Raw genomic sequence first — 11,454 nt, forward strand, 5'->3', positions numbered from 1 at the left:
CTCGCGCCTCGGCCGCGACCGTCCACACGAGAGCACTCTTGCCGATGCCCGGATCCCCGGTCAGCGCCACGGCTCGCCCTGACCCTGCACCGAGGGCGGTCAAGGCTCCCAGCAGCACCTGTACTTCTGCCTCACGCCCGATCAACACACGTGCGCCACCATGGGCTCGGCGGGCGAGGGGCGGTATGGGGTACCGCAGGTCATCGGTCATGAAGCGGCAGATTAGTGGCCCCCTGTGACAGGCGGTGAAACGGGGGAGCGCGGCCCTACGTACTGAACTGCGTGATTACGCGGATTCGGGGCCCGCCCCGTGCCACGTACCGTGCACCGATCGGACCAGACCAAGAGATGACCGCACGACTCTCAACCAGCGTCGGCGAGCCATCTTCGACAACAGAGGATTGCTATGCGTATACGTGCCACAGCCACCATCGCCTCCAGCGTCATCATGGTGTCCGCGCTCGCGCTCCCGTCAGCCGCCCAGGCAGCGGAGCGTCCGGGTGCGCGTGCGAGCCTCGGCGCCTTCACCGCGTCGACCGTTCACCCCGATACCAAGCTGGGCAGCATGACCTTCTCCAAAGCCGTCATCAACGGCGGCAAAGACATCGACCTGGGCGTGACCACCAAGAAGACCGTCACCGTCACATACACCGCAACCAGTTCAAGCGGTGTTGCGCTCACACAAGCCTTCCTCTGGCAAGGCACCGACAGCTCCAGCGCCGACACGATCACCGGTTCCCTGGGCACCGACGACGACCCTGCCTGCACCGAGTCGACGACCCGGACCGGCGTCTACAGCTGCAAGGCCGTCTTCCACATCAACGCAGCGTCCGACCTGAAGAACAACGGCAGCGCCGGGACGTGGAAGCTGTTCCTCGGCGGCTACGACCTCTACGCGAACGCCAGCTACGACGACGATGTGGCCACCACCAGGATCAAGAAGGCGTCCCAACTCACCCTCGACGCCACCCCCGAGCCGGTGAAGAAGGGCAGGACCATCACGGTCGACGGCAAGCTGAGACGTGCCGACTGGAACCACGGCACGTACACCGGCTACACGGGGCAGAAGGTGCTGCTGCAGTACCGCAAGAAGAACAGCAGCACCTACACCACCCTGAAGTCGGTGACCAGCGGCGCCGGCGGCGCGCTCAAGACCACCACCAAGGCCACGGCCGACGGCTACTACCGCTTCTCCTTCGCGACCAGCACCACCACTGCCGCCTCCACGTCGGCCGGCGACTACGTCGATGTGCTTTCGTAAGATTCGCACGGCCCGTCGGCCTCCGGGCCGGACAGCGGGGTGACGAGCTGTCGCTCAGCGACCTCCAGGCCATGATGGCGAGCTGACCGCGTCGGCCCCCCCGGACCAGATGCTGGTGGGCGCCGACGCATTCGCATCCGCTGGGCGGCTAGGGCTAAGTGGGCAACGCTCGAATTCCTTCGGGGGTTGACCCGAGAAGAGGGTTTGTGGCTGTTCACATTCCGTTCCGAGGCCCTCTGTTCAACATGGCTTCTCTGCCCGCGTCTGCTCGCGTGGGGCGAGGGTTCCGAAAACACGGCTGCCCTCACACGCCGCGCGCCAACACGGATGCACGGGGGTTTCCTGTGGGGTGGCCGGAGTGGTCGCGTGGGCAGGGCCTCCCCATCCTGCCGGTAGTGCTGGGGGTTACTTCAACCAGTAGCGGACGCCGGGGTGGTGGGAGCAGGTGCCCTGGGAATGGCGTGAGTACGAGAGCGAGGCGTCCTTGCACTTTGCGGTCTCGTACTTGTTGCTGGGCTTCTTGCCGTGTGTCCATCCGCATACGCCGGTGGTGTGGTGGGCGGTGTTGGTGGACGGCAGCGTCGCCGCGGACGCGGTGGGTGAGCTGAAGAAGACGCCCGCGACGGCGATGGCCATGGCTGAGGCGGCAAGGCGAGCGCGCAAAAGGGACCCCCGTGAAGTCGAGCGAATACTGGGGGACTCTCTCCAGCCTTCAACCGCGTATGGGTGTGTTTGGGCTTAAACGGTCGCGCACCGCGAAGGGGGTACGACATGAAACTTGGGGAGGAAAGGCGTCCCTGCCGGACCCGGGCGACGTCGGCTCATGCTGCCAGGACCTCTGGCCGGTCCTGCTCTCCAGTCCGGCGCCACCCGCTCCGGGGCCACCGACGTTCGCCGCGCCACCAGCCGCCGATCGGACCGTGGTCAAGGGGGCACGTGGTGGAGCCCGCCATCTCTGGCGCGCGCCTGGTGCGGTGCGCCGGCACGGATGTCTTTCGGGGCTGCGGCCGCCGGGAGGGGGCGGTTCCTTGCTGCCCCGGTGAGTGGAGGTGGGCGACCTTCCCTGATACCTCAATGTGCGGACTGGACGTCAGATGGCGGTCATGACGTGTTTGATCCGGGTGTAGTCCTCGAAGCCGTACGAGGAGAGGTCCTTGCCGTAGCCGGACAGCTTCCAGCCGCCGTGCGGCATCTCGGCGGCGAGGGCCGTGTGGGTGTTGATCCAGACGCAGCCGAAGTCCAGGCGGCGCGACATCCGCATGGCGCGGGAGTGGTCCTTGGTCCACACCGAGGAGGCGAGGGCGAACCCGACGCCGTTGGCGTAGTCGACGGCCTGGGTCTCGTCGGTGAACTTCTGAACGGTGATGACGGGGCCGAAGACCTCGTTCTGGACGATCTCGTCCTCCTGCCTGAGGCCGGAGACGACGGTCGGGGCATAGAAGTAGCCCTTGTCGCCGACCCGGTGGCCGCCGGCCTCGACCTTGGCGTGGGCCGGCAGCCGTTCGATGAAGCCGGTGACCTGCTGCAGTTGGTTGGCGTTGTTCAGCGGGCCGTAGAGCACGTCTTCGTCGTCCACCCCACCGGTCTTGGTGTCGGCCGCGGCCTTGGCGAGGGCCTCGACGAAGGCGTCGTGGATGGACTCGTGCACCAGTACGCGGGTGGCGGCGGTGCAGTCCTGGCCGGCGTTGAAGAAGCCGGCGAGGACGATGTTCTCAACGGTCTCGGCTATATCGGCGTCCTCGAAGACCACGACTGGGGCCTTGCCGCCCAGCTCCAGGTGGACGCGTTTGACGTCCTTGGAGGCGGACTCGGCGACCTGGATGCCGGCCCGGACGGAGCCGGTGATGGAGGCCATCGCCGGCGTGTGGTGCTCGACCATCAGGCGGCCGGTTTCGCGGTCGCCGCAGATGACGTTGAAGACGCCGGCCGGCAGCGCCATGTCCTTGAGGACGCCGCCGATGATCTCGGCCAGCAGCACGGTGGAGGCCGGGGTGGTGTCCGAGGGCTTCAGCACCACGGTGTTGCCCGCGGCGATGGCCGGTGCGAACTTCCACACGGCCATCATCATCGGGTAGTTCCACGGCGCGACCTGGGCGCAGACACCGACCGGCTCACGGCGGATGATCGACGTCAACCCGTCCATGTACTCGCCCGCGGCCTTGCCCTCCAGCAGGCGGGCGGCGCCGGCGAAGAAGCGGATCTGGTCGACCGTCGGGCCGATCTCCTCGGACAGGGTCAACGCGCGGGGCTTGCCAGTGTTGCGCACCTCGGCGTCGATGATCTCGTCGGCGCGCGCCTCGACCGCGTCGGCGATCTTCAGGAGCAGCTTCTGCCGGGTGCTGGGGGTGGCGTCGCGCCAGACCAGGAAGGCGGCGTCGGCCGAGGCCATGGCCGCCTCCACGTCGGCGGCGCGGGACAGCGGCGATGTCGCGTACACCTCGCCGGTCGTGGGGTCGACGATGTCAAGCGTGCGGCCGTCGGCCGCGTCTACGGGCTCCCCGTTGACGTAGTTGTGCAGTGTGCGAAGCACGGGGGTCACGGTTTCCTCAGCTCTCACGCGCTGGTGGTGGACAGGTGTTCGTGGACGGCGAGTGGGCGCCCGTCGTCGCTGCGTCTGAGCACGATGGTCCGCGCTCGCGCATGGTCTCCTCGATGGCTGTGATCTTCGCCGGCCTGGCACCGGCGCTCCAGTGGCTTCGGTGGGTGGGCGGACGGGTGGGGCGGTCGTCTCTGGCCTGGGGGCAGTGCCTGGCGCAGCCTCTTTTGTCCAGTGGGAGAAGGCTGACCAGGTCGTAGGCGACGGAGGTGATCTCGGCGTGGTGGTAGGCGGAGGCGGTCACGTCCATGCCGAAGAGGTTGATGCCGGCCAGGCTGCGCAGGACTGCAGCGTTTCGCGGGGTATCGCATGTGCCGTGCGGTGGTGGGGGTGAGCGGCGCTGCCCTCAACTGGTTCCGGCGCTCCAGGGAAGGGCTCGTGGCTGCGCCGGATACGACGAATCAGTGGGCGGTGGCGAAGAAGAACTTCTTGGAGGGTTCGAGGGTGGTCCAGGTGCCGCGAAAGCCCTTGGGGACGTGGAACACCTCGCCGGCGCCGAATTCCTTGCGGCCGCCGCGGAGGTCGGTGAGGGCGACGCGGCCGGAGACCATGACGCAGATCTCGTCGTAAGGGTAGGGGTCGAGGAGCAGCTCGCCGGGTTCGCCTTCCCAGCTGCCGCCGAAGAGGGTGCCGGTGCTGCTGGCGAAGGCGCGCCATTCGGTCTCGGTCCACTCGGGTGAGGCCGTGCCCTCGGGCCGCTGGGGTCGGACGGGGTCGCCGGCGCCGAGTTCGATGGTGGTGACGGTGTCGATGGTGGTCATCGGCTCTCCTTCTGGAAGCGGTTCAGGACGTTGTGGGTGATGCGTTCGGTGAAGGGGTCGCGGTGGAGGAGGCCACTGACCCATTCGCAGGTGCCGCCGTTGAAGACGGTGCCGGCGCCGCGTGTGAAGACGCCGATCATCGCGGCGCCGTAGCGGGCGTCGCGGCGGAACTCCGGAGGGTTGCCGTCGTACATGGCTTCCAGCAGGAGTCTCGCCTCGGTTTCGGAGGCGCCGAGGGGGACCTGGCCGCCCCAGCGGTCGATCTCGCCGGCCACGGCGGGCGCCATGGCGAGGATTTCCAGGTTGTCGGGGGCGCCGTCCTCGCCGGTGGGGTAGGGCAGGCCCTTGCGGAAGGTGTAGTCGACGCCGTCGACCTCGAAGGAGACGATGCAGGCGTCGCCGTCGCCGAACACGTCGCCGTAGTAGAGGTCGGTGCCCTCGAAGGCCCAGTGGTCGGGGCGGTAGACGGTGTAGCCGCCGCTGGAGCGGGGGGTGGCCGAGCCGTAGCGAGCGTAGACGCCGCCAAGGCCGGTCAGGCCCATGGTGGCCGCGCCGGGGCGGTCGAGCTTGGGGTGGTCCCAGGCAGTGGTGTCCAGCTGCGGGTCGGTGGCGCTGACCGGGTCGACACCGGGGATCTTGTAGCAGACCTGGGTTGTGCCGTCGTCCTCCAGGCGGACCTGCCAGATGTAGTTGCCGCCGAAGCGGGCCATGTTGCCGCCGCGGTCCACGAAGGCGTCGACGGCGTCGCGCATCGGGCGGGTCCAGTACTCGTCGTGGCCGACGATGACGAGGCAGTCGAAGCCGTCCAGTCGCTCGGGCTCGAAGTGCAGATCGTGCTGGGTGAGGTAGTCGAGTCGGTGGCCGTGCTGCTCGGCCCACATGACGAAGGGCCGCTCGTAGGTGGCCCACAGGGCGTCGGCGTGGTGTCGGGAGTAGCCGTTGGCGTAGGCCCACTCGTAGGCCTGATGGCGCGGCTGCCAACCGATGGGCGGTCGGTCGGTGTGGCGGTTGCGGGGTGCGCCTTCGGGCTTGCGGAGCATGCCGCGGGCGATCGGGCGCAGCGCGGACTGGCGGGGGGTGGGGGTGTCGGTGTACGGGTCGTCGCCGGCGAGGCCGCGGTAGGCGTTGGCGCCGCCCCAGTCGTTGTAGGCGAGCATGGTGCTGGTGGTGAGGACCAGTGCGGTGCGGGCGCTCGGTTGCGGGGCGCGGACGATGAAAAAGTGCTCGCGTTCGTGGCGGCGGCCGTGCTCGTCAGTGATGCCGACGATGACGAGGTAGAAGCCCGAGGCCCAGGCGGGGTCGACCGGGATCGTGAGCGCGACGGGCCAGCCGCAGCCGACCGCGTAGGCGTCGGCGGGGGTGGGGTGCGCCTTCCCGGGCAGGTCCTTGAGGTGCAGGACGGTCCTCGGTTCGGCGCCGTCGCGCACGACGCGCAGGTCGTAGTGGTCGGCGGTGGTGTGGACGTGCAGGGCCACCTCCTGGCCGGGGTCGTAGGAGAAGCGGTCGGTGTAGCACCAGATCTCCTTGACGGCCGGGTTGTTCAGCGGCCGTTCGGGCTGCCAGCCGGGGATCGACCAGGCGGCTCGGGGTGCGGTGGTCATCGGGTCCTCTTGCGGTTGGGGCGGTCTGGGATCGGACGGGGCCGCAGGGCACGTGTGTGCTACGCGGGCGCGAGCGGACCGGCATCGGGCTCCGTGCCAGGAGTGTCCAGCCGGCGGTAGACGTCCGGGCGGTGGGCGCGCAGCCACAGCGCGCGGACGCAGCCGGCGATCAGGCCGCCCATCAGCGGGCTGAGGACCAGGGCGTTGCCACCGGCTGTGGTGAGGCCGGTGAGCAGGGACATCTTCGAGATGACCAGCACGGCGACGGAGGTGAGCAGGACGGCGGCTAGGGCCGGCGCCACCAGGCGCTGCCACAGCGACTCACCGGAGCGCAGCCGTCCCAAATAGCGGATGACCGCGATGCTGGTGGCGATCTCCAGGAGCAGGACGCCCACCAGGGTCGGGGTGTTGGTCCACACCACGATCTGGGTGTAGGGGTCGAGTGAGGTAAGGCCGAAGCCGGTCACCGCGGCCACCACCAGCCCCGTGTGGACGAGGCCGGCGACGCTGGGGGTCAGGGTGCGCGGGTTGATGCGGGCGAAGGCGGCGGGCAGGATGCCGTCGCGGCCCAGTGAGAACAGGTAGCGGCAGCCGGCGTTCTGCAGTGCGAGGACTCCGGCGAGGAAGCTGGTCACGATGAGCAGCCGCATGACAGAGGTCATCGTCCCGCCGAGGTACTCGGTGTTGAGGTTGAACACCAGATCGGCCGGGGCCTGGGCCAGCAGCACGGCCATGCGGTGCGGGCCGGCGGCCACCAGGATGATCCAGGAGACGAAGGTATAGAGCACGGCCAGGATGCCGACCGCGAGATAGGTGGCGCGCGGGACGGTCCGGCGCGCGTCGCGGGCCTCCTCGCTGTAGATCGCAGTCTGCTCGAAGCCGATGTAGACCACGAACGTGATCACGAACAGGCCGGCGACACCAGGAGTCATCAGGCGGGAGGGATTGAAGCTCTGCGCGGTCAGGCCCTCGTGGCCGCCCTGGGCCAGCACGGCGACCGCCAGGACCAGCAGCACCCCGATCTCGGCGATGAGCAGCAGGGCCAGGACCCGCGCCCCGATGTCGACCTTCAGGTAGGACAACAACGCGATCAGCACAGTCAGCGCGACCGCGCACACCTGCCAGGGCACGGTGACACCGGCCAGAACCCGCAGCATGTTGGCCGCGAACAGCCCCGCCACCGCCCCGAACCCGATCTGCCCGAGCGCGTAGGCGAGGTAGGCGACCAGCGCCGACCCCGCGCCCGCGATGGGGCCCAGGCCGCGGCTGATGTAGGCGTAGAACGCGCCGCTGTTGCGCATGTGTCTGCTCATGGCTGTGAACCCCACGGCGAACAGGGCGAACACCGCGCCTGCGATCAGATACCCGGCAGGGGCGGCGACCCCGCCCAGCAGGAACGCCAGGGCGGAGAACCCGGCCATCACCGTCAGCGGGGCCGCGGCCGACAGGACGAAGAACACCAGGTCCCGCACGCCGACCGCGTCCGCGCGCAACGCGGTGTCGCGGTGGCGGCCGGCGGGGCCCGGTGGGACGGAGGGCCCGGGGGGCAGGTTCGGAGGATTCACGCTGTTCTCCCTGTCGAGGCGCGAAAAGGGGTGCAGGAAGCACAACTGGGCTCTCCCGGGCGAGCATCAGGCGCGGGCGGCCCCGGGCCGGGGCGGCATGCCGAAAGTGCCTGTCCCTCCACAATGCACAAACGTTTAAGCAACGTCAATAGACTGCTGCCTAATCGTTTGTGCACCGTTCTCGGGGCGTCCCAGTCCGTCGCCTGAAAGCCGCTCCAGGCGAAGGGCGAGATCTTGATCACCGTGATGACCCCTGGCCGACCCTGGGCTCAAGGCCGTGCGGCCCTCCGCCAACGAGGGCGCGTACGCCGGCGGTGGAAGATGACGAGTGCGCGCTCCCAGAACGTTCACGGGCGGCGCGGCGTGTGCGCGGAGGTATGTGCTGGGCAGGGAGGGGAGAGTTCCGCAGCGATGCGGTGTCGGGGCTCGCGGCACTGCGGTACGGCCTCGAGGCTCGCTGTCCGCGTTCAGACCAGGCCTGGTCGGCAGGCGCGCGCGTGGCCTTCGAGCGGGGTCCGACGGTGCCGCATTGAGGTCGTGCGGCCGGTCAGTACCTGCTCCACACCTCGTCCGACTGCGGGAGGCGCGAAAGGGCGGCTTGGCCTGCGTAGCGCTGGACCGGAGCGGGGATCGGGACTGCGGGCGGATTGCTCATCGCGCTTCTTGCTGCGCGGGCGTGCGTCGGCTGCTGGCGCGGATGCGCAAGTCTGCCCGGGTGATGACAGGCGATTGCGGCTGCTCGCCGTTCAGGAGCGAGAGGAGCAGTTCGACGGCGGCCTTGGCCTGTAGGCGCGGGTACATCTCGACGGCCGTGATCGGCGGGTCGATCGCCTGGAGGGAGGGTTCGTCGAGGTCCTGGGCGATCAGCAGGTCCTCGGGAGTCCGCAGGCCGAGGTCGCGGGCGGCGCGCCGGGTGCCGGCGCCGAAGCCCAGGCCGAGGCCGAGGATCGCGTCGGGTCGGTCCGGGGCGGTGAGCTCGCGGCGGGCGATCCGGCAGGCGGCGTCGGCGAGGCCCGCCGCCGTGCTGGCGCCCGACAGGGGGACCTGGGCGGTGCCGGTGGTCATGCCGTGTTCGGCGCACCAGTGCCGGTAGGCGTCGACGGACAACCGGGTCCACTCCCACCCGGCATCGGGAACCAGGAGATGGATGCGGGTGGCGCCTTGGTCGGCGAGGTGGTCCAGCAGTTGCCGCACTGTGCTGACAGGGTCGGGTGCGACGTAGTGCGGCATGAGCCCGCCGGCGCTCTGACCGAGGGCGACCAGGGGAATGCCGAGCGAGGCGAGGACCGGGAGCCGGGGGTCGTCGCTTTCCGGATCCATGACGATGATCCCGTCGACCGGAAGCTTGGCCAGCTGGGCCGGGTCGCTCGGGGCGGGGAGCAGCAGCAGGGCGTGGTCGGCGCGGAAGGCGGCGTCGGCGGCGGCGATGGCGACCTGACTATGCCAGTCGAGGGACAACAGCTCCCCGGGGGAGGTCTGCGGTGGGCTCGGCATGAGCAGGCCCAAGGTAGCGCTCCGGCCGGACTTCAGGCGGCGCGCCGCCTGATTGGCCGTGTACCCGAGGCGGTCGGCGGTCTCGCGGATCCGTGCGCGGGTGGCGGCGTCGACCCGGCCCTTGCCGTTGAGCGCGTAGGAGACCGTGCCCACGGAGACCCCGCACGCGGCTGCCACGTCCTTGAGTGTCGGCCGTCGCCCCACCGCTGTCCCCTCTCCCTGCCTGCCTGCCTGCCTGTCGAATCGGTTAGACACAGCCTAGCGCACAAACGATTAGGCGCAGCTATTGACACCGCTTAAACGTTTGTGCACCGTGGAAGGGAAGGCCCTCCGAGGAGCCCAGCAGTAAATCCCGGAGTCCGCCGTCCCGCCCTCCGAGGCCCCTCACCCTCGGAACGCGACCCCCGCTCCACCGCACCGCACCCGAAGGACGCGCCATGCACACCACCGGCCCCGCTCCCTGCGCGGTGTACCTGCGCTGCTACCCGGCCGACTTCTGGACCCTGGATACACAGCAGCGCCGTCTGCGTGACTGGGCGATGGGGCGCGGGATGGCCGAGCCGGCGTACTTCTGCGACAACGGCGTCTCCTCCCGCAGCGCCAAGCCGCGCCTGCGCGCCCTGCTGGAGGCGGCACGCCGCGGCTGGATCCGCCACGTCCTGGTGCCCGGCCTGTTCGTCTTCGATCTCGACGATCGTCGCGCCGCCACCATCGCGGCGGCCCTGAAGGAACACGGCGTCCGCGTCCACGTCTGGCCCGGCGACAGACCCACCCGCTCGTGCCCCCCGGTCCTCTAACCCGCCCCCGTGCGGACCGCCGAGCCCGTCCTGCCGGCACTGGCGGGGACGGCCGGGTGACGCTCCACCTGGACCCCGCCGGCACCGCGTTCGCCAGCAACCCCCATGCCTTCTACGCCGCCGTGCGCGACCTCGGTCCGGCCACCTGGGTAGCCCTGTCCAACGGAACCGACGCCTGGCTGGTGACCGGCTACCACCACGTGCGCGCCGTCCTCACCGACCCGCGGCTGTCCAACGTCCCGGCTCCGGAGACGCCCCGGCCTACAGCCGCGGCCCCGTCGACGGCAAACCCGCCCCAGGCACGCTCCGCGCAGCGGTCCGTGCTGGAGCGCCACATGCTCAACGCCGACGCCGGCGAGCACCGCCGCCTGCGCCGACTCGCCGCGCCCGCCTTCACACCCCGGCGCGTCGACGCCCTCGCCCAGCGAATCGGCCACCTCACCGACACCCTGGTCGGCGGCCTCACCACCAAGCTGCTCCAAGGCGCCGAAGCCGACCTCGTCGACAACTTCGCCTTCCCGCTGCCCGTCCTGGTGATCAGCGACATCCTGGGCGTCCCCGAAGCGGACCGCCTCGACCTGCGCACCTGGACCTACCAGGTGGGCTCACCCGCCGCGGCCCTGCCACCCGGCCAGGGCGCCCGCGCCTGGCAGAGCCTGCACGGCTACTTCACCCACCTCATCGCCCACAAACGCCGTCACCCCGGCGACGACCTGCTCAGCCAACTCACCCACGACAGCACCCCCCCCAGGCACCCGACGACGGCGAACTGCTCGCCGCCCGAACCGCGGGCGACCCCGGCTGGAGCGCCGTAGTCGAGGAGACGCTGCGCCACGCCAGCCCCCTGGAGTCCGCGACCTGGCGAAGGACCACGGAACCAGTGGACCTCGGCGGGACTGTCATCCCTGCCGGCGCCTCCGTCCTGGTGGTGCTGGCCGCAGCCAATCGCGACCCGCGAGTGTTCGCCGCCCCTCACACTTTCCGGCCCCGCCGCTACGCTCCGGGCAGCCGGACAGCTCCTGCGCACCTGGCCTTCGGAGACGGTCCCCACGTGTGCCTGGGCGCACGCCTTGCCCGCCTGGAGGCTGGCATCGCCCTGCCGCGGCTCTTCGCCGCTCTGCCCTCCCAGTGCCTGGCCACCGACCCCGCCGCCCTGCCGTGGCGGCCCGGCCTGCTCGTCCGTGGTCCCCTCACGCTCCCGGTGCGGCTCGCCTAGCGCCGTGGACTCCCCCAGTGGAAGCACCCGCACGGCCGACTTCCCGTCAGCTCTGGCCACCACCCGCCCGGGCGGCCCATCCGGCCGGTTCCGGGGGGGGGGGGGGGTGGTGGGGGCGAGTAGGAGGAGTGGGCGTGGGGGGGGTTTGGTGGTGGGTCGGGGT

The 11,454-nt window shown here is 70.2% G+C and carries 10 protein-coding genes and 2 pseudogenes; 5 read left to right on the forward strand and 7 right to left on the reverse strand.

Features of this window, described 5'->3' with window-relative positions:
* Nucleotide 1: 1 nt before the first annotated feature.
* Nucleotides 2–211 (reverse strand): annotated as a pseudogene (locus ACFVIU_RS37205) (ATP-binding protein); the annotation flags it as partial.
* Nucleotides 212–406: 195 nt separating this feature from the next.
* Here ACFVIU_RS37205 and ACFVIU_RS37210 point away from each other — a divergent pair.
* Complete coding sequence (locus tag ACFVIU_RS37210) at nt 407–1,261, forward strand: hypothetical protein (RefSeq protein WP_385848086.1); 855 nt, start codon at nt 407–409, stop codon at nt 1,259–1,261.
* Between the two features lie 405 nt (nt 1,262–1,666).
* Here ACFVIU_RS37210 and ACFVIU_RS37215 read toward each other — a convergent pair whose 3' ends face one another.
* From ACFVIU_RS37215 to ACFVIU_RS37240, 6 genes are all read right to left on the reverse strand, one after another.
* The gene (locus tag ACFVIU_RS37215; RefSeq protein ID WP_385848088.1) at nt 1,667–1,897 is read right to left on the reverse strand and encodes a DUF3761 domain-containing protein; all 231 of its coding nucleotides are present in this window, start codon (nt 1,895–1,897) and stop codon (nt 1,667–1,669) included.
* 454 nt (nt 1,898–2,351) lie between these two features.
* Nucleotides 2,352–3,800: a gamma-aminobutyraldehyde dehydrogenase gene (locus ACFVIU_RS37220; protein ID WP_385848089.1), complete on the reverse strand. Its 1,449-nt coding sequence runs from the start codon at nt 3,798–3,800 to the stop codon at nt 2,352–2,354.
* A 458-nt stretch (nt 3,801–4,258) separates the two neighbouring features.
* Nucleotides 4,259–4,618, reverse strand: a complete 360-nt coding sequence (locus tag ACFVIU_RS37225) for a cupin domain-containing protein (RefSeq protein WP_385848091.1) — start codon at nt 4,616–4,618, stop codon at nt 4,259–4,261.
* Nucleotides 4,615–6,219 (reverse strand): N,N-dimethylformamidase beta subunit family domain-containing protein, encoded by a 1,605-nt coding sequence (locus ACFVIU_RS37230; protein ID WP_385848093.1) that lies wholly within the window; start codon nt 6,217–6,219, stop codon nt 4,615–4,617. The genes ACFVIU_RS37225 and ACFVIU_RS37230 overlap by 4 nt, the downstream gene beginning before the upstream one ends.
* 59 nt (nt 6,220–6,278) lie before the next feature.
* Nucleotides 6,279–7,784 carry an APC family permease gene (locus tag ACFVIU_RS37235; RefSeq protein WP_385848094.1) on the reverse strand — a complete coding sequence of 502 codons (1,506 nt, stop codon included), beginning with the start codon at nt 7,782–7,784 and terminating at the stop codon, nt 6,279–6,281.
* Nucleotides 7,785–8,435: 651 nt separating this feature from the next.
* The gene (locus ACFVIU_RS37240; RefSeq protein WP_385848095.1) at nt 8,436–9,455 is read right to left on the reverse strand and encodes a LacI family DNA-binding transcriptional regulator; all 1,020 of its coding nucleotides are present in this window, start codon (nt 9,453–9,455) and stop codon (nt 8,436–8,438) included.
* Between the two features lie 260 nt (nt 9,456–9,715).
* Between ACFVIU_RS37240 and ACFVIU_RS37245 the strand changes: the two genes are divergently transcribed.
* The 4 genes and pseudogenes from ACFVIU_RS37245 (at nt 9,716) to ACFVIU_RS37260 (ending at nt 11,291) form a co-directional block, all read left to right on the forward strand.
* Complete coding sequence (locus tag ACFVIU_RS37245; protein WP_385848097.1) at nt 9,716–10,075, forward strand: recombinase family protein; 360 nt, start codon at nt 9,716–9,718, stop codon at nt 10,073–10,075.
* A 56-nt stretch (nt 10,076–10,131) separates the two neighbouring features.
* The gene (locus ACFVIU_RS37250) at nt 10,132–10,890 is read left to right on the forward strand and encodes a hypothetical protein (protein ID WP_385848099.1); all 759 of its coding nucleotides are present in this window, start codon (nt 10,132–10,134) and stop codon (nt 10,888–10,890) included.
* Between the two features lie 29 nt (nt 10,891–10,919).
* Nucleotides 10,920–11,126, forward strand: a pseudogene (locus ACFVIU_RS37255) (cytochrome P450); the annotation flags it as partial.
* Nucleotides 11,127–11,291, forward strand: coding sequence for a hypothetical protein (locus tag ACFVIU_RS37260; protein WP_385848100.1), 165 nt, complete (start codon nt 11,127–11,129; stop codon nt 11,289–11,291). It abuts the pseudogene before it with no gap.
* The last annotated feature ends 163 nt before the right edge of the window (nt 11,292–11,454 follow it).

Source organism: Streptomyces sp. NPDC127190 (assembly GCF_042672505.1).
GTDB lineage: Bacteria > Actinomycetota > Actinomycetes > Streptomycetales > Streptomycetaceae > Streptomyces.

What these genes read in the sequence shown, in the direction of transcription:
- ACFVIU_RS37230 (WP_385848093.1), bottom strand. Translation starts at nt 6,219, where the DNA reads ATGACCACCGCACCCCGAGCCGCCTGGTCGATCCCCGGCTGGCAGCCC.
- ACFVIU_RS37215 (WP_385848088.1), bottom strand. Translation starts at nt 1,897, where the DNA reads ATGGCCATCGCCGTCGCGGGCGTCTTCTTCAGCTCACCCACCGCGTCC.
- ACFVIU_RS37245 (WP_385848097.1), top strand. Translation starts at nt 9,716, where the DNA reads ATGCACACCACCGGCCCCGCTCCCTGCGCGGTGTACCTGCGCTGCTAC.
- ACFVIU_RS37210 (WP_385848086.1), top strand. Translation starts at nt 407, where the DNA reads ATGCGTATACGTGCCACAGCCACCATCGCCTCCAGCGTCATCATGGTG.
- ACFVIU_RS37225 (WP_385848091.1), bottom strand. Translation starts at nt 4,618, where the DNA reads ATGACCACCATCGACACCGTCACCACCATCGAACTCGGCGCCGGCGAC.